Annotated in this window: 25 protein-coding genes; all 25 read right to left on the bottom strand. The window is 47.4% G+C overall.

Features of this window, described 5'->3' with window-relative positions:
* Positions 1 to 65 precede the first annotated feature (65 nt).
* Positions 66 to 398 carry a hypothetical protein gene (locus ABN764_RS25310; protein WP_065291889.1) on the bottom strand — a complete coding sequence of 111 codons (333 nt, stop codon included), beginning with the start codon at positions 396 to 398 and terminating at the stop codon, positions 66 to 68.
* A 33-nt stretch (positions 399 to 431) separates the two neighbouring features.
* Positions 432 to 1838, bottom strand: coding sequence for a flagellar assembly protein A (locus ABN764_RS25305; protein ID WP_028531193.1), 1407 nt, complete (start codon positions 1836 to 1838; stop codon positions 432 to 434).
* 64 nt (positions 1839 to 1902) lie between these two features.
* Positions 1903 to 2688: a FliA/WhiG family RNA polymerase sigma factor gene (locus ABN764_RS25300; RefSeq protein ID WP_021256530.1), complete on the bottom strand. Its 786-nt coding sequence runs from the start codon at positions 2686 to 2688 to the stop codon at positions 1903 to 1905.
* A 15-nt stretch (positions 2689 to 2703) separates the two neighbouring features.
* On the bottom strand, positions 2704 to 3135 hold the full coding sequence (locus ABN764_RS25295; RefSeq protein ID WP_021256531.1) for a hypothetical protein: 432 nt from the start codon (positions 3133 to 3135) through the stop codon (positions 2704 to 2706).
* A gap of 1 nt (position 3136) precedes the next feature.
* Entirely contained in the window at positions 3137 to 3631 is a 495-nt protein-coding gene (locus tag ABN764_RS25290; RefSeq protein ID WP_021256532.1) for a chemotaxis protein CheD, read from the bottom strand.
* Entirely contained in the window at positions 3628 to 4248 is a 621-nt protein-coding gene (locus tag ABN764_RS25285; protein ID WP_021256533.1) for a chemotaxis protein CheC, read from the bottom strand. Before ABN764_RS25285 ends, ABN764_RS25290 begins: the two co-directional genes overlap by 4 nt.
* 4 nt (positions 4249 to 4252) lie before the next feature.
* On the bottom strand, positions 4253 to 4714 hold the full coding sequence (locus tag ABN764_RS25280; protein WP_021256534.1) for a chemotaxis protein CheW: 462 nt from the start codon (positions 4712 to 4714) through the stop codon (positions 4253 to 4255).
* 58 nt (positions 4715 to 4772) lie between these two features.
* Positions 4773 to 6857 (bottom strand): chemotaxis protein CheA, encoded by a 2085-nt coding sequence (locus ABN764_RS25275; protein WP_446673451.1) that lies wholly within the window; start codon positions 6855 to 6857, stop codon positions 4773 to 4775.
* Between the two features lie 41 nt (positions 6858 to 6898).
* Positions 6899 to 8257, bottom strand: coding sequence for a protein-glutamate methylesterase/protein-glutamine glutaminase (locus tag ABN764_RS25270; protein ID WP_268624432.1), 1359 nt, complete (start codon positions 8255 to 8257; stop codon positions 6899 to 6901).
* Between the two features lie 67 nt (positions 8258 to 8324).
* A complete protein-coding gene (locus ABN764_RS25265; protein WP_021256536.1) occupies positions 8325 to 9239 on the bottom strand; it encodes a MinD/ParA family protein in 915 nt (304 codons plus the stop codon).
* 4 nt (positions 9240 to 9243) lie between these two features.
* The gene (gene flhF / locus ABN764_RS25260; protein ID WP_446673450.1) at positions 9244 to 10629 is read right to left on the bottom strand and encodes a flagellar biosynthesis GTPase FlhF; all 1386 of its coding nucleotides are present in this window, start codon (positions 10627 to 10629) and stop codon (positions 9244 to 9246) included.
* Complete coding sequence (gene flhA, locus ABN764_RS25255) at positions 10626 to 12659, bottom strand: flagellar biosynthesis protein FlhA (RefSeq protein WP_021256538.1); 2034 nt, start codon at positions 12657 to 12659, stop codon at positions 10626 to 10628. Before flhA ends, flhF begins: the two co-directional genes overlap by 4 nt.
* A gap of 32 nt (positions 12660 to 12691) precedes the next feature.
* Positions 12692 to 13828, bottom strand: coding sequence for a flagellar biosynthesis protein FlhB (gene flhB, locus ABN764_RS25250; RefSeq protein WP_021256539.1), 1137 nt, complete (start codon positions 13826 to 13828; stop codon positions 12692 to 12694).
* A complete protein-coding gene (gene fliR / locus ABN764_RS25245) occupies positions 13828 to 14616 on the bottom strand; it encodes a flagellar biosynthetic protein FliR (RefSeq protein ID WP_021256540.1) in 789 nt (262 codons plus the stop codon). Before fliR ends, flhB begins: the two co-directional genes overlap by 1 nt.
* An 11-nt stretch (positions 14617 to 14627) precedes the next feature.
* Positions 14628 to 14897, bottom strand: coding sequence for a flagellar biosynthesis protein FliQ (gene fliQ / locus ABN764_RS25240; RefSeq protein ID WP_021256541.1), 270 nt, complete (start codon positions 14895 to 14897; stop codon positions 14628 to 14630).
* A gap of 34 nt (positions 14898 to 14931) precedes the next feature.
* Entirely contained in the window at positions 14932 to 15684 is a 753-nt protein-coding gene (gene fliP / locus ABN764_RS25235; RefSeq protein ID WP_021256542.1) for a flagellar type III secretion system pore protein FliP, read from the bottom strand.
* An 8-nt stretch (positions 15685 to 15692) separates the two neighbouring features.
* The gene (locus ABN764_RS25230) at positions 15693 to 16232 is read right to left on the bottom strand and encodes a flagellar biosynthetic protein FliO (protein WP_021256543.1); all 540 of its coding nucleotides are present in this window, start codon (positions 16230 to 16232) and stop codon (positions 15693 to 15695) included.
* Between the two features lie 4 nt (positions 16233 to 16236).
* Entirely contained in the window at positions 16237 to 16599 is a 363-nt protein-coding gene (locus tag ABN764_RS25225; RefSeq protein WP_005550576.1) for a response regulator, read from the bottom strand.
* A 22-nt stretch (positions 16600 to 16621) separates the two neighbouring features.
* Complete coding sequence (fliY, locus tag ABN764_RS25220; protein WP_446673449.1) at positions 16622 to 17887, bottom strand: flagellar motor switch phosphatase FliY; 1266 nt, start codon at positions 17885 to 17887, stop codon at positions 16622 to 16624.
* Complete coding sequence (fliM, locus tag ABN764_RS25215) at positions 17877 to 18875, bottom strand: flagellar motor switch protein FliM (RefSeq protein WP_021256545.1); 999 nt, start codon at positions 18873 to 18875, stop codon at positions 17877 to 17879. The genes fliY and fliM overlap by 11 nt, the downstream gene beginning before the upstream one ends.
* Positions 18876 to 18925: 50 nt before the next feature.
* Positions 18926 to 19381: a flagellar basal body-associated FliL family protein gene (locus ABN764_RS25210; RefSeq protein WP_021256546.1), complete on the bottom strand. Its 456-nt coding sequence runs from the start codon at positions 19379 to 19381 to the stop codon at positions 18926 to 18928.
* Positions 19378 to 19602 carry a flagellar FlbD family protein gene (locus ABN764_RS25205; protein ID WP_021256547.1) on the bottom strand — a complete coding sequence of 75 codons (225 nt, stop codon included), beginning with the start codon at positions 19600 to 19602 and terminating at the stop codon, positions 19378 to 19380. Before ABN764_RS25205 ends, ABN764_RS25210 begins: the two co-directional genes overlap by 4 nt.
* A gap of 92 nt (positions 19603 to 19694) precedes the next feature.
* Complete coding sequence (flgG, locus tag ABN764_RS25200) at positions 19695 to 20516, bottom strand: flagellar basal body rod protein FlgG (protein ID WP_021262460.1); 822 nt, start codon at positions 20514 to 20516, stop codon at positions 19695 to 19697.
* A gap of 141 nt (positions 20517 to 20657) precedes the next feature.
* Positions 20658 to 21056: a TIGR02530 family flagellar biosynthesis protein gene (locus ABN764_RS25195; RefSeq protein ID WP_174807810.1), complete on the bottom strand. Its 399-nt coding sequence runs from the start codon at positions 21054 to 21056 to the stop codon at positions 20658 to 20660.
* Complete coding sequence (locus ABN764_RS25190) at positions 21053 to 21592, bottom strand: flagellar hook capping FlgD N-terminal domain-containing protein (RefSeq protein WP_446673448.1); 540 nt, start codon at positions 21590 to 21592, stop codon at positions 21053 to 21055. Before ABN764_RS25190 ends, ABN764_RS25195 begins: the two co-directional genes overlap by 4 nt.
* Between the last annotated feature and the right edge of the window lie 21 nt (positions 21593 to 21613).

Genomic DNA, 21613 nt, shown 5'->3' with positions numbered 1-21613 from the left:
GTTGTCACGCTTCCTAAATGCAAGCGCCGCGATCCTCACGTTATGCGGGAACCCGGCGCCACCATTTAACACATGAAATCGATATGCTTTCCTTTGAAAGGATGTTGAGCCGGAACCATGACCTGCTCAGTTTCATCTTGTTTTTGCTCCGAATGGCTGTTATCGCTTCCATCCCGTTCTGCATGGTTCCCACCTTCATGATGTTGATTGCGAATGCGAGCATCCTGTGATGACTCCACCTGTGCATTTCGTTCCCGCGACTTTTCCATCAGCCTTTGGGCTTGGTCGTTCAGTATCGCTTGTTCTGTTACAGGACGCTGTTGCTGTTGATGCTGCAATGTCGATGACTCTTGCGTTCGTGGTATCGCGATTTGCATTTCTACAGGCTTCCAATTCATCGAATCACCCCGGTTAGGCTATTGTACTTCACCTTAACGGTAAGTTGTCATCATGATATCGCCGTCAACGATCCGGAAGGAAATACGCTGTGCCATGTCTTTGATGAAACGAACATTGCGGCCAATAACCAGCTTAGCTCCACCGTATATCGTATGAGACACATCTATGGAAGACACAGCTGTGTCCTCAAGCAACTTCTCAATCTCCAGCATACGCTCTCGCATTTCAGTCTGCTCTCCAACAAGCTGCTTTTTCGTAGAATTCAGCTTAATGCGCATGCCTAGCTTCTCCCCTGTCAACTGCCCAGTAGCGGCAAGCTGATCGAGTATGCGAAGTGCCTTTTCGGTTTTTTCTACGTTCTCAATATTATATTTAAGCTTAGTCCGTAAATCCGTCAATTCATTGCGCAAATCCGGCAGCACCCCTACTTCAATTACGGTGGCCGTGGACATCGTATTGCCAATTGTACGTGCAATCACTCGCTCACCTGCTTGTACAATCCCGCCCACAATAAGTCCCTTGGTGCCTTGGCATACAACCCGCTTGCCTGCTCGAATATTGGAGTGCATAATACTCTGCGATACATTGACCTCAGTGCCCGCAACGACGGTCGCCTCCTGAATGAACGAACATTTCACATGGGTTCCGGCCTTGACCATCCCTTTATTGCCGGCAATAATGCCTCCGCTTACCTCAATGCAGCCTTCCGCAGTAAGCGTTGCACCTTCTACGCCACCATATACGCGAATATCTCCTGAAGCTTTCACAGTAAAGCCTGTCAGCACATTGCCGCGAATGACAATCGTACCGACAAAATCAATATTACCAGTGCGATAGTCCACATCTCCGTTTACTTCATACACAGGGAACACACTGATTCGTTCCGGCTCAATACGGGATATGAGTCCGTCAATCGCCGAATAAAGCGCATTTTCCGCCTCATCTAAAACAACATTCTTCCCTTGCTTGAATCGTGCCTCACGCCCAGTGATGGCCTTCATCTCCTCACCAAGAACGGACATGCCGGGTATCCCTTCTTGGCTCGGAATTCGCTTGGCTATCATTTGACCCTTCTTCACATTGTCCAACTGCTTCACTTCACGGAAATTAACCGTTCCGTCTTCCCGTTCAGCCGGCTTGGACTCCTTCCCGTTCTGCGGAAGCAGAAGCTCTATTCGACCATCTACACCGTGTACGGGTGCTTTTCCATGAGCGACCATCGTCGCACCTCGAGCAAAATTGTTCGGATTCGCAGCGATATCCTTCAATACCTGAGACTGTACTCCATATCGAATGCCGTAGGAACGCAGCAATTCGTCCAGCTCTTCAATCGTGCACGTGAGCCCTTCAACAGCCTTCTTAAAATGGAGATGCGCCTGCAATTTATCTTCAGATACGGTTACTTCCAAATACTCTTCCAATGCCAATGTCATACTCACGAAAAACCCCCCTTTCTTTTTCTCTTTATTCAGCGTAGTTTCTTCTCAACTATTCCGTATCCCATCAATTTTCCATCAGCATTGGCTTCTGCTTCTCCAATACGGTTCGAAGTCTCAGTATCGCCTTAGAGTGCAGCTGCGAAATTCGAGATGGTGATAGTGACATCACTTCCGCTATCTCACTTAGTGACAAATCCTCATAATAGAACAAGGAGATCACTGTTCTCTCTTTATCGGTTAATTTATCAATTCCCTGAACAAGTGCTTCCTTTAAATAGTACTCATTTACCTTATACTCCGGATTCTTCGCCGTCTCATCGATAAGAAGCGATATTCGCGTCTCAGAGTCGTCCTCACGAATCGGATCTTCCAATGAACAAATCGACATGATCGATACGTCTTGAAGCATTCCTTGGAAGTCCTTCTCACTGACTTGCAAATAGGAGCTCATCTCTTCATCCGTAACTGTACGCAAGTATTGCTGCTCCAATTGCTGATAAGCCTCTTCAATTTTCTTCGCCTTCTCTCTTACCGAGCGAGGTACCCAATCTCCAGAACGCAGTCCGTCTAGGATGGCTCCACGAACCCGCCATGAGGCATAGGTTTCAAATTGCAGCCCTCTGTGGTAATCGAATTTCTCAACAGCATCTATCAGGCCAATCACACCATGGCTTGCCAGATCGTCCTTACTTACATTGCGAGGCAGACCTGCAGCAAGTCGATTCGATACGAAGTCGACGATCGATAGATGATTTTCTATCAATTGCCGCTTCGCATCCTGATCACCATGATCCTTCCAGCGTTCCCACAGTCCCTCTTGCGAGCCAGGTTGTAATTTCTGTACGCTCACCGACAGTCAACCTCCTTACTTTTGTACGAAGTGACGAACAGCCTGTGCCAATTCCTCCGCATCTGGTTGCGCTTTGGTCACGAGCTTGGGTGGTTGCAGCGGTTGGAACGAGCCGCCTTCATCTTCTACCGGATTTGACTTCGAATCTGCACCGTTCGGCCGCAGTAAATCTCGAAGAACATCCTCTTCATCCGGAGTTGTCATGTCCAACATCGTCCCTGCGTTTGGATTCTTAGATGCGCCGGCCTCAGGCTGCTTGCCTTCATCGTCAGATAGCAGCACGCCCAAGGCAAATCTGACCCCATATGCGAGTCCGAACCATATTACAAACGCAATAATTGCTCGGAGCAGACTCGTCGTCCATACATTATTGCTCCATGACACCATTAAGGCAAAGATAGATCCAACAGCACCGAATATGTAATTCCAACGTATTGTTCCTCTCATGCTATATATCCTTTTCACCCATCTGCACGCTGCGAATGTGAAGTCTCCCGTCATCACAGAACAGTTCTATCGTTCTCCCATAATTGGCGCCTGTGTCTTCGGCATGAAGCGGGATACTGTATTGCTCCAACATCGATTTGCAGGAATCTACATTCCGTGGTCCGATACGCATCATATCGTTATTCGAAGCAAAAGCAAACATCTGGGCGCCTCCTGCCATCTTCGCATGAACCCGGGACAGAGAAGCACCCGCTTCTGTCATACGACGTATCAATTCTGGAATGGCAGTATCCGCATACTTGGCGATGTTGCGATTCCCCTCTCTAGCAATATCCGATGACGGCAGCATAACATGCGCCATTCCGGCAATTTTGGCAACCGGGTCATATAACGTCAATCCAACGCACGATCCGAGACCGGTCGTTCGTAAGGAACCGAAACGGCATACCTGCAAATCAGCCATTCCGACTTTTACAACCGTCGACTCTTCTATCATTCGAATGGCACTCCCAATGCAGCAAATATTTTGTCAAAAGAGTCCGGGTCAGGTATTAAGAAAAAGGTTCCTTGCACTTCATCACAGTCTTGCAAAAACTTCGTATCGATTAGCAACGCACTGTCTCCCATTTCCCCGTATTGCAGTATTCCGTAGTTGAGCACTGCGCCCGCCATATCGATAGCAAGCTGAGGAACCGTTGGCGACATCGCCATATGAGTGAAATCTGCCAAGGAAGACAAGTAAGAACCTGCTAAAATGTTGCCGATCTCCGACAAGGCAGACAATTCCATGTCATTGAAACATTGACTCGTATCTGAAGGCAATGCTTCCAAGTGCGACAAAAGACGCTTAGCGGCATCCGTATCGAACATAAAGAACAAATGACTTGGCGCATCTCCTTCGACACGAAAATATATTGCAATCACAACATGTTCTGCGCCACCAACCTCGTCCGCAATTTCCTCGAACGGCAGAAGCCGCACCTTCGGTACAGCCATGTCAATCGGTCGGTTGAGCAGCCGGGATAGTGCCGTTGCGGCGTTGCCAGCACCAATATTCCCGACTTCCTTCAGAACATCCAGCTTGAACTCTCCGAGTCGTTCGAATAAGTGCACGCTGTTATGCCTCAAGCTGTTCTAATCGAATAATTTCACTCTTATTCAGCACCTCGGCCAAATGGAGCATAATAAGTAAACGCTCATCCCCAATCTTAGCTACGCCGCGCAAGTATTTGGCTTGAATGCCGCCCACAACCTCTGGGGCCGGTTCGATATCTTCGTCCATAATATCAATAACATCATTGGCACTATCCACGATAAAGCCAACTTCCAAATCTTCATAAGCTACGATAATAATACGAGATTGTTCCGTCACTTCCGCAGACGGCAATCCGAATCGACCACGAAGCTCGATGACCGGAACAACAACCCCGCGCAAGTTAATAACACCTTTAATGAAGTCGTAAGTTTTCGGAACCCGTGTGATAGGGAGCATACGCTCTATCGTTTTTACCTTTTCAACTTCGATTCCGTATTCTTCTTCCCCTAACGTAAAGACAACGACCTTTAACTCTTCTGCCATGTCACGTCCTCCTTCATTTGAATATGACTATTTTGCAATCATAAATAGACATTGAGGATTACTTTAGCAACGCATTCGGATCAATGATCAATGCAACTTGTCCATCACCGAGAATCGTTGCTCCTGAGAAGCCTGGCGCATTTTTTAAATAGCTTCCTAATGGCTTCAAAACAATTTCGCTTTGACCGATAAAGTCATCGATAGCCAATGCTGCTATACGTTCACCTTTGCGTACGATGATGATCTCAACCTCTTCTTCCTCCATATCCGAGTAATTCGGGCAATCGAAAAGTGTGCTGAGTGATAGAAGAGGGATTACACTGTCTCGGTAATCAACCATCCGGATACCACCATGAACCCGGCGTATTTTTTCTTTCTTGACCATGCTTGTCTCCACAATAGAGCTAAGCGGAATCGCATACTTCTCACTTCCCAAACGGAAGAGCATTGCCGATAATATGGACAATGTAAGCGGGAGCTGAACGATAAACTTCGTTCCTTGTCCTAGCTTAGACTCAACAATGACGTGTCCACCTAAAGATGTAATCTTGGATCTTACTACATCCAGTCCAACACCCCTGCCAGATATATCCGAGACCTTCTCTGCCGTACTGAATCCAGATGCGAATAGCAGCATATATACCTGCTCATCACTCATTTGAGCTGCTCTCTCCGCAGTGACAACGCCATTCTTGATGGCTTTCTTCAATACCATCGCACGGTCGATTCCGTGGCCATCTTCTTCGATTTCGATGAAGACATGATTGCCGCTGTGGAAAGCCCGCAAATGAACAGTCCCTGTTTCTGGCTTGCCGGCTGCGATACGATCCTCAATAGATTCAATACCGTGGTCAACTGCATTGCGCAGCAAGTGAACAAGTGGATCTCCGATCTCATCAATTACGGTGCGGTCAAGTTCTGTCTCAGCACCGGTTATAATAAAGTCTATCTTCTTATCAAGTGATTTGGCTAAGTCACGCATCATCCGCGGGAATCTGCTGAATACCGTATCAACAGGAACCATGCGCAGCTTAAGCACAATATTTTGCAAATCAGAGCTTACTCGTGACAAATGCTCCACCGTATCTGTCAAATCATGATGCTTGAGATCACCTGACAATTGCTCGAGCCGTACGCGATCAATGAGCATTTCGCTTAGTAGATTCATCAGTACATCGAGCCGTTCAATATCTACGCGAATCGTCCGGTTTCCAACTGCTTTTCCAGTTGCTGGCGTGCTGCTTGGTTTGCGTGCAGGCGCAGACGAAGCTTCGGATGCCGCTGGCTGCTCTGTCTTCACTTCTGGCTTGGCTGGCGCTACAGTTGCTGCTGCTTCTTGTCTGCCTGCTTGTACTTCTTCGATTTGACTATTCCAATTGCGGATGTCTTCAAGCGTGAATGGCTGTACTTGTACGCTGTCCAGCTCTGAGACTTGTCCGATCTCTTGCTGCAATCGCTCGGCATCTTCCCCGCTGACAAAGAATACGGTAAAGCCATTGTCGAACTTATCCTGCTCTATGTCCTGTGCAGGAGGATTCGACTTCACTACTTCACCGTACTGCCCAAGCACCTGAAATACCATATAGGCTCTAGCTGCCTTTAGTACGCAATCTTCACGCAATTGGATGTGGATGTAGTACACATGCATGCCTGCTTCCACCGATTGTTCCAAGATACTTCTCTGGAATTCATCAAGCCGCTCATTTTGCTCTTCAGCATCATCTGCGGAGCTTCCGTCTGCGGAAGAAGCTTCCTTCTTGTAATCGCCTTTGACAATCGATTGGAGAGCTGCAACAATTGCCGTCACATCTGCCTTGCCTTCTCCACCGTTAGTAATATCGGAGACCATAGCTTCCAAAGCATCCAAGCTTCGGAATAACGTATCAAAAATGAAGGAGTCCATCGCGAGCTGTTGGTTTCTTACAAGATCCAATACGTTTTCCATCTGGTGTGTTAATGAGGCCAAATCCTCAAACCCCATTGTCGCCGACATCCCTTTTAAGGTGTGGGCCGACCTGAAAATGACTTGCACGATCCCAACATCGTCTGGCTGGTTCTCCAACTCTAGCATGTGCTCGTTCAACGCTTGCAAATGGTCGTTCGCTTCGTCAATAAACATGGACAAATATTGATTCAAATCCATGCTCGAACACCTCCTTTAACGATTTGCACAACAGTATCTGATCATTTCATTGCATGTGTAATGGACTTTGCCATCTGATGTAGTGGAATGACTTGCGATACGCATCCCAACTCGATTGCCGCGCGCGGCATGCCGAAGACGACGCAGCTTTCTTCACTTTCGACAAAGGTTGAAGTTACGCCCTCGTCGGCCAACCGTTTCATCATTTTCGCACCGTCACTGCCCATTCCCGTCAACAGCACGATATGCCGTTTCAGTCCCTTCAACGGCAGTAGTGATTCGAACAGGGAATCTACTGATGGACGATGTCCGTTGCGGGGCTCACCTTTGGATAAAGCAATCGAATAATTCCCCTCTGCATTGCGCACGGCCATCATATGCATGCCACCTGGTGCAATGTAAGCTACCCCAGTCTGCAGCACATCGCCATGCTGCGCTTCCCTTACTTCAATATCACTGTAATTGTTCAAACGTTCAGCTAATGATTTTGTGAAATTAGGCGGCATATGCTGAACCACCAATATTGGTGCGGGAATATGTTTAGGTAATGCTGACAACAGCTCTTTCAATGCACGCGGACCGCCCGTCGATGTCCCAATGGCAACAATTTGCTCAAATCTCGTTGAGTTGGCTGCATTCGCTGTTCCAACGAATTCTGAGGCATTCAGATGCGTGACATCTAGGCGCTCTTCGTGATTAGGATGCAATTCCTCGTTCGCATTCGGAGCAACTGGCTTCCCGGCACGAGTACGGCCAATAATCGGCGTATCCTCCATGCTGCGCTGTGTCTGCATTTCCTTCGCTGCCAATTTTGCAGCCGCTCTAGAAGTAATCGGGCTCTTCGCTCTCAGCTTATTCCCATCATCTGTACGAGACTTTAAACCGGATTGATGCGGAGGCCTTGGGACGAGCTCTTCTGTCGGTAAAGCAGCTGCGTACTCCCGCTTTAGCCGCTCCCCTTGTTCCCGCAGTCGTTCCAGCTGACGCTTTCTTTCTTGAGAAGCAATTGCAGTATGCAGCTTCTCCCGCAGCATTTCTCCAACCTTATGTATATCTTTCGTCCCACCCGCAGGGCTTGGTTTACATACGAAGTCAAAAGCTCCATATTCAAGTGCGGATAATGTCTCCGAGCGCCCTTCTTCTGTTAAACTTGACAGCATAATGACCGGGGTAGGGCAATCTGTCATTATGCTCTGAAGTGCTACGAGGCCATTCTGAATCGGCATCTCAACATCCAGCGTCACTGCATCTGGCTTCAGTTCCATCACTTTGTGTACAGCATCTACGCCATTAGAGGCAGTACCGATAATCTCAAAGGAATGATCCTGGATAATTAAATCAGATATAATCGTTCGCATGAAGGCCGAGTCGTCCACGACAAGCACTTTCTTGGTTGTCAATTTCTCATCACGCTCCCTAAGCAGCCATTTGTGAATGCTGCGTCCTCCATTTCTTCATGCCTTACATTTAGGAGGACCATCTGCCCAGCCATTTCCGCAAAAATTGCTTAACCCCTCCAGCTTGTCCAGTCTGCCCGATTCCGTGAATGTAAGCATTGGCTAGTTCACGAAGCTGCTTGGCAACTATACATTGTGGATACAAAATAGCGAATGGAATTTGCCTCTTTACGGCCTGCATCACATGGGGATCATCATATAAAATCCCCAGCGTCGGAATCGGATGATTCAAGAATCGTTCCGCTACCGTTGATAATCGCTCAGCCGTCTGGCTTCCCTCTTTCCAATCTGAAGCTCGGTTGATGACAAGACGGAACGAATGATCAGGTCTCGCAGCGGAAACGACCTTAATCAGTGCATAGGCATCCGCAATGGACGTTGGCTCAGGTGTGGTTACAACAAGCGTCTCATCCGCTGCTGAGAGAAATTGCATCGTCTCCTTACTCAGGCCCGCTCCCGTATCAAACAAGATGACATCATACTGTGATGACCATTTCTCCATTTCTTGGATGAAGTGTTCAATATGAACGGAAGGCATATCCAATAATTCTTGGAACCCGGAGCCCCCTGGAATGTAGTGCATTCCTCGAGGACCTACCTGAATAATATCCTGCAGGGAGTGCCCGTCTCGCAAGACGTGCATGAGGCTCACACCTGATGTCGCACCGAGCAGAACATCAATGTTCCCCATGCCGATATCCGCATCGAATACAAGTGTTCGATACCCCGCATCTTGGAGGGAGAGCGCGAAGTTCAACGTAAAATTGGATTTTCCCACGCCGCCCTTACCGCTCGTAACGGCAATAATACGTGCAGATCGAACTTCAGAGCTTCCCTGCGCCATCCGAGATGACACCGTGGAACCAACTCTTTCATGACGGGATTCTACCAACTGTCTTAGTCCTTCTGCTTGATCGTAGCTCATTTCGTCATGCACCTACTATTCGTCTTACCGCTTCATCCACCTGGAACGGCTCGATATCGTCCGGGACATTCTGTCCTGTAGTTATATAACTGAACGGAATCGTCGTTCGATCTGCAAGTTCAAGCACTGAACCGAATGTATCTGTCTCATCCGCCTTCGTGAATATGATCCGATCGATGCGCTGTCTTGAGAAACGCTCCAGTATAGCGATCATATCTTCCGTCTTGGAAGTTAAACTCAAAACGAGGAATGTCTCACTGTCTGGGAACGGCTTAAGCATCGTATTCAACTCATTCACATACATATCGTTGCGGAAATTGCGCCCTGCTGTATCCATAATGATCAGATCACAGCCTTGAAGCGCCCGCAATGCCCGTTCCGTGTCATTGGGCGAGGTTACAACCTCCATCGGAACGTTCAATATCGATGCATATGTTCTGAGTTGTTCAACAGCTGCAATTCGATAGGTGTCAGAAGCAATTAGACCTACCTTGCGTTGATGATGGAACATTTGATCTGCAGCCAGCTTCGCAATCGTCGTCGTCTTACCCACACCAGTCGGCCCAACGACATACAAAATGCGGGTAGCAGGTGTCAATCCATGGACAACATGCGACTGAAGCTTCTCTTCTACGATATCTTTCACATAGCCCCTCAGCACATCAGAATCAGGCTCTTCCTCACGGTTCAACTTGCATTGCTCCCAAGCCTGCTGCACGTATCCATATGCAGCCTCTTGCGACAGTCCTTGAAGCCTGAGATGACGCTCTACCTCCTGTGCACTCTCTGACCATGAATCATAGTTGACGCGCTCCATTACTTTACGCATCATCCGTTTCATTTCAGCCAATTCTTTCTGTAAATGCGGGTCAGTCGGATCTTGTTCAATCGATGTCATCGGCATAACGGCCCGTTCAGACCGTGCAAATGGAAGCTGCGTCCAAGGCACAGCAGTACTCTCTTCTTCTAAATCAGCCGACATCGTCTGCATGGAATTTGGAGGCTGAACCGCCCTATTAGAGCTCATTGACTGCGACATGCGACCAGCTGCATCTGCCTGCGGTTGGGCGGTTCCACGTTCCACATTTATTGCAGACTGACCATTGCTGCCGCCTCCCCCATACATGGAGCGAGCAACCGATGAAGGAACATACGATTGCATCGCCCCATTGAAAGGAGGAGTATTGGGTTCTGTGGAAGACTTGGCTGTAGGCTTAGCTTGTTCGTCGACCGCCGCCACTACTTCAATAGCTCGCTTACGGAACATGCCAAGAATACCGCCTGTCTTAACTTCTTTGGTACTGACAATGACCGCATCTTTTCCAAGTTCTTGCCTGATTTGACTCATGGCCTCCGGCATCGTTTCGACGAGGTATTTTTTCACCCTCATACATTCACCACTCCGACGCTTTGAATTTCAACATTTGGTTCAAGCTCATTGTAGGACAGAACCGGAACATCCTGCATCGCTCGCTCCATAAGCTGCCGCAAGTACATGCGAATGTTCGGAGATGCCAGCATGATCGGCGAATGTCCGGTCTGTAGCAGCTTCTGAATCTGTTCACTCATGCGCTGATATACCTGCTGTGTCGTATTCGGATCTAGAACAAGGTAAGAACCATGCTCGTTCTGCTGCACATTGTCCGAAATTTTCTTTTCCAAGCTAGGTCCAATTGTGATCACACGCAGCGTCTCGCCTGGAGTTGAATATTGCTGTGTAATCTGGCGAGCAAGCGCTTGACGCACATATTCAGTTAATACATCCGGATCCTTCGTATATGTACCGTAATCTGCCAGTGTTTCGAATATGGTCACCAGATCGCGAATGGAGATCTTCTCTCGCAGAAGCTTCGCCAGAACTTTCTGAACATCCCCGATCGTCAATACATTTGGAATCAGTTCATCCACAAGAGCAGAATATTGTTCCTTAACCGTTTCAACAAGCGATTTCGTCTCCTGACGTCCAATAAGCTCGTGTGCATGCTTTTTAACGATTTCAGTCAGATGCGTAGCCACAACAGAAGGCGGATCTACTACCGTGTATCCCGCCAATTCGGCACGCTCCTTCATCGCATCATCCACCCATAATGCTGGTAGTCCGAATGCCGGCTCTACCGTTTCAATTCCTGATACCGATTCATCATCATAACCGGGATTCATCGCCAGATAATGATTGAGCAGAAGCTCCCCTCGGGCTACCGCATTGCCCTTAATCTTGATGACATATTCATTCGGCTTCAATTGGATATTGTCTCGAATGCGGATGACAGGAACGACCAAGCCGAGCTCTAACGCGCATTGGCGTCGAATCATAATAATACGGTCGAGCAAATCCCCGCCTTGCTGTGTATCCGCAAGCGGAATGAGTCCATAACCGAACTCAAATTCAATCGGATCAACCTGCAGCAAATTGATTACACTCTCTGGACTGCGCACTTCTTCAATCTGCAGTTCTTCCTCAAGCTGCTCTTCTTCGATTTGCCGCTCATCGATGTTCTTCTGCATCCGATATCCGGCAATCCCAAGAATGACAGCAAATGGAATCGTAGATCCAATTCCAATTGGCGTAAGTAATCCAAGTAACGCGATCGTGCCTGATACGATATAGAGCAGCTTCGGATAAGCAAACATCTGCGCTCGCAAATCTTCTGCCAAGTTTCCATCAGATGCCGCCCTTGTTACGATAAGACCTGCTGCGGTCGAAATAAGAAGCGCTGGAATCTGGCTGACAAGTCCATCACCGATCGACAATATCGAATAAGTAGATGCTGCATCGCCAAATGATTTTCCATGCATCGCCATTCCGATAATGAAGCCGCCGATCAAGTTAATAAGCAGGATGATGATACTTGCAATCGCATCCCCTTTTACGAATTTACTGGCACCGTCCATGGCGCCATAGAAATCCGCTTCTCGGCTAATCTTATCGCGGCGATCACGGGCCTGCTGTTCGTTGATAAGTCCTGCATTCAAGTCTGCGTCAATTGCCATTTGCTTACCCGGCATCGCATCGAGCGTAAAGCGTGCTGATACTTCAGCGACCCGCTCAGAGCCTTTCGTAATAACAATAAACTGTACAATGACAAGAATGAGGAAGACGACAAGACCAACCGCAATATTTCCCTGGGTTATCCACTCACCGAATGTGGCAACAACGTCACCAGCTTCGCCATTCGTAAGGATTTGCTTCGTAGTGGATATGTTCAATGCGAGTCGGAACAATGTCGTAATGAGCAGCATAGCCGGGAAAATCGAGAAGTTCAACGCTTCCCTCGTATTCATGGCAATGAGCAAAATCATGAGCGCGATCGATATATTGATTACGAGTAAAATGTCAAGCAACCAGGTCGGTATAGGTAAAACCATCATGAGTACGATACCGATAATACCGACCAAGACGAATAAATCTCTCGTTTTCACGGAATGCACCCTCCATCCTTGATCAAGATTAATCAATTGCCTTTGCCTTTTACTTTGTATACGTATGCCAGTACCTCAGCCACGGCTTGGAACAAATCGGCCGGAACGGTATCGCCAATATCGGCCCTCTGATACAAAGCACGGGCGAGCGGCTTGTTTTCCATCGTTATGACGCCGTGTTCCTTGGCAATCTGTTTAATTCGGAGCGCGACGTAATCCTGTCCCTTGGCTACAATTTCCGGTGCTTCCATCGCACCACCATCATATTTCAGTGCAATTGCGAAGTGCGTCGGGTTTGTAATGACGACGTCTGCTTTCGGAACCTCCTGCATCATACGCATGAGTGCCATACGTCGCTGTCGTTCACGAATTTTACCCTTAATGAGAGGGTCACCTTCGGTCTTCTTGAATTCGTCCTTAATGTCCTGTTTTGACATCCGTAAGCTTTTCTCGTATTCATATCGTTGATACATGTAATCCAGAGCGGCAAGCACACATAACGCCACTCCAATCTTCATGCCAAGCATAAGTGTCAAATGCCCTGTAAATGACATGATGTCATTCAAAGGAACATGGGATAGCATGACGATCGTATCTCGCTCCCCCCACAATGAGGTGTAGACGATTACACCGATCGTCGTGAGCTTCATAATGGATTTCAGAAATTCAACTACAGAACGCATGGAAAAAATATTTTTGAAACCTTTTACCGGATCAATCTTCTCCAGCTTCATCTTCAGCGGCTCACCAGTAAATAAGAAGCCCACCTGCATGTAGTTGACGACGAGCGCAATAACGATTGCTGAAATAAACAACGGTGCCAGTATAACCATCAGTTTAAGAAATATGGAACTGAAGTAGTCCAGCACATTGTTCGCCGTCACATCCATAGTAAGCCGATTCTGCAGCACATCTTGGAACAGCTCGACGATCCGATCCTTCATAAAACCGCCGAGCACGAACAAGCAAGAGAACCCAGCCAAGAGAATGAACGCTCCTGAGAGATCCATACTTTTGGCAACTTGCCCTTTCTTGCGGGTTTCTTGCCTCTTTTTCGGCGTTGCTTTCTCTGTCTTCTCTTGCGAGAACAGCTGCAAATCAAGAGGATAACGCAGTACATATGCGTGGCGATTCGACTCATCTCTGTGTACATCGTGAAGCTGCTTCATCATCTCGCCCCCTGCATCATGCGTAGCAACTGATCGAGCGCTTCGAACAGCGTAGAGAACAATTGCTGCAGTACGTAAACAAGACCTGGTACGACTAGCAGCAGCATAAGAAGACCAACAATTAACTTAAGCGGAATCCCAACGACGAAAATATTGAATTGCGGCGCCGTTCGCGCTAGAAATCCAAGTGCTACGTCCGTTAAAAATAGAGCGACGATAAGCGGTGCAGACACTTGGAAAGCAATGATGAATGCTTCAGTGAATGACTTAACAATGAAATCTGTAATATTCCCATTTGCGATTTGAGCAAAAAAAGCATTCTCATCTAGCGGCAGCCACTTAAAACTTTGCATAATTCCGTCGATAAAGTAATGGTGGCCATTCATTCCAAGAAACAATAGAACAACAAATATGTATTTAAAGTTGCCCATCACAGGCGAACTTGCCCCGGTCAACGGGTCAATGACATTGGCCATGCCGAACCCAATCTGCATATCGATGAACGAACCTGCTGTCTGCACGATAGAGAAGAACAGCTGTGCTAAATATCCGATGAGCAGACCTATCATTATTTCCCGGACAATATAAATGATATAAGTTCCATCTGTCGGTACACTCTTACCAAGCCCAAACAATAAATAAGCGATTAAGCTGACAAAGAATGCAAGTCCGATCTTGAACCTAATCGGCACGCCTCGGGAAGAAAAGACAGGAACAGCGACAAAGAACGCCGTAATTCGACACATCGAGAGCAAAAAAACAGGGAAAGCTTGTACGAGCATTTCCATGGCTTCACTGCCTAACCGATATAATGATGCAAATTATTTAAAATATTGTGCGTAAAATCCACGAGTGTCGTTAAAATCCAGGGTCCGAACAACAGCACAACGATCATAACTGCCACAATTTTCGGTACGAACGCAAGCGTCTGCTCCTGAATTTGTGTCGTCGCTTGAAAAACGCTTATTAACAATCCGACGACCAAGGCAACTACCAACATCGGTGCGCTCACTTTAAGAACAGTGAACACAGCCTGTCCTGCCAGACCCATAATAAATTCTGCACTCATGTTCATTCCTCCCGTTCGCCATGTCTGACTCGCGTCATGTATTGAAGCTCATGAGCAGCGATTTCACTACAAGATACCAGCCATCTACGAGCACGAACAATAAAATCTTGAACGGCAGCGATATCATAACCGGAGGCAGCATCATCATCCCCATGGCCATAAGCGTACTGGCCACAACCATATCAATGACCAAGAATGGAATAAAGATCATAAATCCCATTTGGAACGCCGTCTTCAACTCACTGATCGCGAAAGCAGGCACGAGTACGGTTAACGGAATATCTTCGTATGTTTTCGGTTTATCCGTTTTGGTGTATTTCATAAATAAGAGCAAATCTTTCTCACGTGTATGTGAGAACATAAACTTCTTCATCGGAACAGATGCCTTCTCGAGCGCTTGGGTCTGGTTCAACTCACCCTTTAAATACGGCTGTAGGGCTGATTGATTCACTTCGCCAATTGTCGGGGACATCACAAACAAAGTTAGAAAGAGCGCCAGACCAATCAACACCTGATTGGGCGGCATCTGCTGCGTCCCTAGGGACGTCCGCACGAACCCAAGGACAACCACAATTCGTGTGAAGGAGGTCATCAGCACCAGAATTGCTGGAGCTATGCTCAATATCGTAATAAGCAGCAATATCGAAATTGATGATGCTCCCGGTTGTCCTCCGCCCCCGACCTTAATGTCGATGTCCGGAATAATGGGAGATGCCATAGCCCAATGAGCTGACATGCTGGATACAAACAGTGCGACGGTTACAGATAGTAACAATTTTTTGTTCATGAATCCATCTACCGATCTTCTTTATTATCTTCCTTCAATAACTGCTCCACTTGCTCGCTGCGCTTCGGCATGCGCTCAAGCTTCTCATGAAACATTTCATGGAATGAGACAGACTCCGTCTCTTCTGGCTTCGTGTTACTGTCAATAGTTCGTCCATTGCGTCCAACTCGCAGACGTTGTTTCCACTCCGACCAGGATGTTGGCCATGCCGCTGTCGGCTGCTCGCGTTCAAGCGCCGCGGTAAAGCGTGCCGCTTGGGCCGGATCGGATATTTTATCGATAAGCGTAATATCTTCCCCAATGCCCAATACATAGACGACATCGCCAACTTCTACGATTTGCATCGACTTGTTTGGTCCGAGGCCGGTGCCGCCCAACGTTCGGATACTTTGGTTCATTTGCCACATTCGGTTTTTGCGGCTTAACAGCTTGATGAACAGCACGATAAGTACGATGATGACGGCAAGTGACAACAACACGGTCAATAAGCTCGATAAATATCCATCGACACCAGATGATTGCATCAGTTGACCGCTGTCAGTTTTCATACAATTAACCTAATGTCTTCTTGATTGCTTCGATTACGCGATCCGCTTGGAACGGCTTCACGATGAAGTCCTTCGCTCCTGCTTGAATCGCATCAATAACCATTGCCTGCTGTCCCATCGCGGAACACATAATGACTTTGGCATTCGGATCGGATTTGCGAATTTCTTTAAGCGCTGTAATTCCATCCATTTCCGGCATTGTAATATCCATTGTAATCAGGTCTGGTTTATGTTCTTTGTACTTTTCGATCGCCTGTGCACCGTCCGATGCTTCCGCGACAACATCATAACCATTTTTAGTTAAAATGTCGCGAATCATCATTCGCATAAACGCTGCGTCATCTACGATCAAAATACGGTTTGCCATCGTTGAGAATCCTCCCCAAATCTTATTGTAGTTTTTGAATTCGATCCCACTGATTGATAATATCTGTGACACGCACGCCGAAGTTCTCGTCGATTACAACAACCTCGCCCTTCGCGATAAGCTTGTTGTTGACAAGAATATCGACAGGCTCGCCTGCCAGCTTGTCCAGCTCGATAATGGAGCCCTGGGAAAGCTCCAAGATGTCCTTGATCTGTTTGTGTGTCCTACCTAATTCTACTGTGACTTTGAGTGGGATGTCCAACAATAAATTTAGATTAGATTCATCCGTTTGTTGGTATGGAGCCGATTGGAAACTTGCGAATTGCACAGGCTGCACGTTCACATTCCGATTCGGTGCAGTCCCAAATGCTGCAGCATGATCTCCACGCATATCCATACCAGGTGTATGCATTGGAGCTGTTGTATAAGGTTGCTGCATAGCATGCCCTCCTCCCATTGGATCATGATAGCCCTGCATCGGCGGCATATGGGATTCCATTGCCGGTTGAACTGGTGCTGTCATAGACTGTTCATAAGCTGATTTGGCTTCAGGCTGCATTTCTGCAACCGGAGTTTCTGCAGCAGCCGCAGGTTCATCTGAAGCTGAGCCAAGCAGCAGTGAGACCATATTCCGCGCAAACGGAACTGTTAATATTTGCATGATCGTTGAATCGATCAGATCACTAATCGTCAATCGGAACGATACCTTAACGAGTACATTATCTTCAGGCAATGTATCTACGCCTGTTCCATTAGACATATCCAAGATGCCAATTCCAGGAGGAGAGATATTCACTAAGCGATTGAAGATGGTAGACATCGAAGTCGCTGAAGATCCCATCATTTGGTTCATAGCTTCTTGAACGGCACTAATATGAATTTCAGTCAAATCATGACTCGTGTTCGTGCCATCTCCGCCAAGCATCAAGTCTGCAATTACCTGAGCATCCGATGTTTTGATAACGAGTGAGTTTACACCCTCAAAGCCCTCTACATAGCGAACGTGTACGGCCACGTGCGGCTTTGGAAACTCATTCTCCAAGTTCTCACGCTGAAGCAGCGAAATGCGAGGCGTTGTAATCTCTACTTTCTTGCCAAGCAGCGTGGACAATGCTGTTGCTGCACTGCCGAATGTGATGTTGCCAATTTCGCCCAATGCATCAATTTGAATCGGGTCCAAAAACTTTTCAATGGAAGGAGTACCGGCTTCTTCGGCAGACGGTTCATCTGATGATCTCTTCAACAACGCGTCAATTTCCTCCTGTGACAAGTAGTCCTTACTCGTCATGCTCTTCCACTCCTTCATCTACAACGTGATCGATTTGTACTGAGACTCGATCCTTATACACACCAGGTGTTCCTATATATTTCTCGCGTTCGCCGACCCGAATTGACAATCCACTGTCAACCGGCTTATTCAACGCGATCACATCGCCAACCGCGAGCTGCATTAGCTCATGCACCGTAATATTGGATGTCCCCAGCTCCACCGATATCGGCAGCTTCGCCTTTGTTACGCGCTGGCGTAATTTTTCAACTTCAATCGGCTCTCTTGTCTTCTTCTCTGATACGAACCAATGGTGCACAGAGAGCTTCGGCATGATCGGCTCAATGACGACATGCGGGATACACAAGTTGATCATCCCCGTCGTATCCCCGATTTTCGTGCTCAAGGAGATGAGCGCTATCGTTTCATTCGGCGATACGATCTGCATGAACTGTGGATTCGTCTCCAATGCTTCAAGTCTTGGTTCAATATCAAGGACATTTTTCCAAGCTTCTTGCAAACTGTCGAACGCACGGCTGAATATTCGCTCCATAACCGTCGTCTCAATCTCTGTTAACGCATTGATTTTCGATGGAGCCATACCCGTACCGCCCAACATGCGATCCAGCATCGCAAAGGCTACGTTAGGATTTACTTCGAGTACCATTCGCCCCTTGAACGGCTCAGCCTCGAAAATATTCAGAATCGTCATCTTCGGAATAGACCGAATAAATTCGTCATACGGCAGCTGTTCTACCTGTACGACATTGATTTGTACAAATGTCCTGAGTTGCGCAGAAAAATATGTCGTTAAATATCTGGCAAAATTCTCATGGATGCGTGTTAAGCTGCGGATATGATCCTTAGAAAATCGAACAGCCCGCTTAAAATCATAGGAGCGGATTTTACGCTGCGTCTCCTCTTTCTTCAGCTCTTCTGCATCCATCTCACCTGAGGACAACGCCGCCAGCAAGGCATCAATCTCGTTCTGTGACAGCACGTCAACCAATCGTTTCACCCCCTTACAGGAATCAACTACAACAGATGTAACCGCCCTTGTTAGAGGCGTTGCATAATGAAATCGGTCAAGTCGATTTGAATGACCTTGCCCTCTGGCAACTGCTTGTTAATCAATTCGAGCAGCTTGGAACATAACTGATCTTGTCCCTTCATGCCTTGCAGTTCCTCCGGCTTCATGTCTGCGAGCGTGCGTAAGATCAATGGTTTAATACGCATGTCTTTGATCTTGTCAAACTGCTCCTTGGTTTTCTTGCTGTCCAATTGAAATGCGAATCCTGTCAGTACGATATAGTCGTGATCTGCCAGGTTCGTCTTGATTTCATTCATACTGGACGTCATTTCTACAATTTCATCGGCAGACAGTCTAGGCACAGCAATATTCCCAGTCGGGTTAGCTTGTTTCCCTGGTGTTGAGTTCGACATCATAATAACTACCAGTGCAATTAACGTGAGCGCTAGCAGCACCGTAATCATCCACGGCAGCATTCGTTTCATGGTTGTCCCTCCGATAATTCTGTCTTCTTCGTTCCGGCAATAATGCCTACAGAACGTATGTATTGTTCAATGCAACTAATGACTTCCTGCCCTTTCTCCAGCACAATAAACTTCTTGCCTGTCGTCAGGGTAATATACGTGTCGGGTGTCTCCTCTACAGACTCGATAAGAAGGGCGTTCACCCATACAGGCGATCCATTCAATCTCGTAACAGATATCATTCTATTCCTCCTTTCGAGCGCCGTCCGTCATCCCGCAGACTGGGGATTATGCCCACAGCCTGCGGGATTAAGGAAGCAGGATTACCTACCGCTTATCGCTTCAAGTTAACAACCTCTTGCAGCACTTCATCGGAAGTTGTGATGATGCGAGAGTTCGCTTGGAAGCCGCGTTGCGCAACGATCATTTCGGTAAATTCAGAAGTCAAATCAACGTTCGACATTTCCAGCTGTCCGGAAATGATCGCGCCTGTACCAGCTTCTGGACTGTTTGCTTCCGACAATTCATCAAGAGCGCCGCCCTCAATCGCATTCGGAGTCAATCGGTACAAGTTGCCTCCCACCTTCTCCAAGCCTTCTGGATTCGGGATCTTCGCAACACCAATTTTGATGCCTGTTGCTTCAGTCGTACCATCATCTCTCTTCGCGATAATTTCGCCATTTTGTGCAATAGTGAAGGCAACGATCTCTTCATCCAATTGAATTCCGCCACCGCCAGCGTCCAGCACTCGCAAACCATCGGAAGTTACCAATTGACGCATTGCATCGAGATGGAAATCACCAGCGCGAGTATAGAAGGTCGCACCATCATCACCCATTTTTACTGCAAAGAATCCATCTCCATCAATGCGCAAATCGAGCGGACGGTTCGTCGTCATCGCACTGCCGCCTGTATGCACATTGTCTATGGAAGCAACAACAGCACCAAGTCCGATCTGCTTAGCATTGACGCCCCCCATACCACCATCGCCTGGTGCAGTCGTTCCTGATACCGTTTGGCTCATAATATCCTTAAAGGTTACGCGTCCAGCCTTAAAGCCTGCTGTATTTACGTTCGCAATGTTATTGCCGATTACATCCAGCTTCGTCTGAAAGCCGCGCATTCCGGATACACCAGAGTACATGGATCGAATCATTCTTTTTACCTCCGACTATTCGTTATTCCGCTCACTTCTGTCGTTCCATGAGCGATGGCCTCCTTAACGGTCCAGCCATTTCATACCGTGCCCTGCCATTTACACATTTCTCAACCTCATCAATGTAACTGCCAATGAACATTAATTCATAAGGACGGCACTGTCTATTTGCGTAAAGATGTGATCCTGCTGAGAAGCTTCATCGAGAGCCGTGACTACCGTTCGAGAGTGAACATTCACAATGAACGCCTGCTTGTTAACAACAACCAGTGATTGCTTAGCTCCTTTGGATTCCGCTTGTGAAATAGCCTGCTTCATCTTTTGCATCAAATCCGGTGTCATGGACATCCCGCGCTCCTTCATCCGAAGTTGCGCATGGTGACTGAACCGTACGTCTTCCTGCTTATGCAGCTCTTGATTCAGCAGCTGCTGAAACTGGAGGTCAGCGCTTGTCTTTCCGCTTGATGTCGCCCTCGACAAAGAACTTGTCTGTACAGGACGAATTGGCGGCAAATGCCCTAGTGAGCCTTGGATATTCATGAATTGCCGTCCATGGCTTGTTCCGGCTTGCTTGTCGCATTCCCATCCACTTGTCCGCTTGAAGGCATGCGAATTTCAGAAATGTACTTCATTTCGACTTCGTCCTTGCCTACTTTGGCGTACATCTGATTGTCACGAACTAGAATGGAATCCACGATGCCCGTCTTGATTTGGGTTGTGCTTTCCTTACCGTCCGTACTTGCCGCATCTTTCTGCGCAATCCATGTAATCTCCTTGCCGATCATATTGGAGGACATTCCGAGTGTCTGCTGCATCGTGTTCATCTGCGTCGAAATGTTCATTAATTGTTCGACAGAGCTGAATTGCGCCATTTGTGCGATAAAATCACGATCTTGCATTGGCTGCATTGGATCCTGATTTTGCAATTGCGTGATCAGAATTTTAAGAAATTCATCCTTCCCGAGTTTCTTCTCTTCCACACGACCGGCCAACGCCATATTGTCCTTGTGATAGTTCGGGAAAGTCACGACCTTTTGGAAGTTATTGCTCTTTACATTGTTAACTTCTCCTGGCACTTCCGCCCCTCCCTTCTCCTT

Source organism: Paenibacillus wuxiensis (assembly GCF_040195695.1).
In the GTDB taxonomy this organism is placed as follows: Bacteria; Bacillota; Bacilli; order Paenibacillales; family Paenibacillaceae; genus Paenibacillus_B; species Paenibacillus_B suaedae.
This window is presented reverse-complemented; position numbering and strand designations above follow the sequence as displayed.

Bases quoted from the DNA above. Each gene is read 5' to 3' on its own strand.
- flhB (WP_021256539.1), bottom strand. From the start codon at position 13,828: ATGAAGCAGCTTCACGATGTACACAGAGATGAGTCGAATCGCCACGCA.
- ABN764_RS25290 (WP_021256532.1), bottom strand. From the start codon at position 3,631: ATGATAGAAGAGTCGACGGTTGTAAAAGTCGGAATGGCTGATTTGCAG.
- flhF (WP_446673450.1), bottom strand. From the start codon at position 10,629: ATGAGGGTGAAAAAATACCTCGTCGAAACGATGCCGGAGGCCATGAGT.
- ABN764_RS25265 (WP_021256536.1), bottom strand. From the start codon at position 9,239: ATGAGCTACGATCAAGCAGAAGGACTAAGACAGTTGGTAGAATCCCGT.
- ABN764_RS25205 (WP_021256547.1), bottom strand. From the start codon at position 19,602: ATGATATCTGTTACGAGATTGAATGGATCGCCTGTATGGGTGAACGCC.
- ABN764_RS25275 (WP_446673451.1), bottom strand. From the start codon at position 6,857: ATGGATTTGAATCAATATTTGTCCATGTTTATTGACGAAGCGAACGAC.
- ABN764_RS25210 (WP_021256546.1), bottom strand. From the start codon at position 19,381: ATGAAACGAATGCTGCCGTGGATGATTACGGTGCTGCTAGCGCTCACG.
- flgG (WP_021262460.1), bottom strand. From the start codon at position 20,516: ATGATTCGATCCATGTACTCTGGTGTATCCGGAATGCGCGGCTTTCAG.
- ABN764_RS25225 (WP_005550576.1), bottom strand. From the start codon at position 16,599: ATGGCAAACCGTATTTTGATCGTAGATGACGCAGCGTTTATGCGAATG.
- ABN764_RS25230 (WP_021256543.1), bottom strand. From the start codon at position 16,232: ATGAAAACTGACAGCGGTCAACTGATGCAATCATCTGGTGTCGATGGA.
- ABN764_RS25295 (WP_021256531.1), bottom strand. From the start codon at position 3,135: ATGAGAGGAACAATACGTTGGAATTACATATTCGGTGCTGTTGGATCT.
- ABN764_RS25280 (WP_021256534.1), bottom strand. From the start codon at position 4,714: ATGGCAGAAGAGTTAAAGGTCGTTGTCTTTACGTTAGGGGAAGAAGAA.
- ABN764_RS25195 (WP_174807810.1), bottom strand. From the start codon at position 21,056: ATGAATATCCAAGGCTCACTAGGGCATTTGCCGCCAATTCGTCCTGTA.
- fliR (WP_021256540.1), bottom strand. From the start codon at position 14,616: ATGGAAATGCTCGTACAAGCTTTCCCTGTTTTTTTGCTCTCGATGTGT.
- fliP (WP_021256542.1), bottom strand. From the start codon at position 15,684: ATGAACAAAAAATTGTTACTATCTGTAACCGTCGCACTGTTTGTATCC.
- ABN764_RS25310 (WP_065291889.1), bottom strand. From the start codon at position 398: ATGAATTGGAAGCCTGTAGAAATGCAAATCGCGATACCACGAACGCAA.
- fliY (WP_446673449.1), bottom strand. From the start codon at position 17,887: ATGACGAGTAAGGACTACTTGTCACAGGAGGAAATTGACGCGTTGTTG.
- fliQ (WP_021256541.1), bottom strand. From the start codon at position 14,897: ATGAGTGCAGAATTTATTATGGGTCTGGCAGGACAGGCTGTGTTCACT.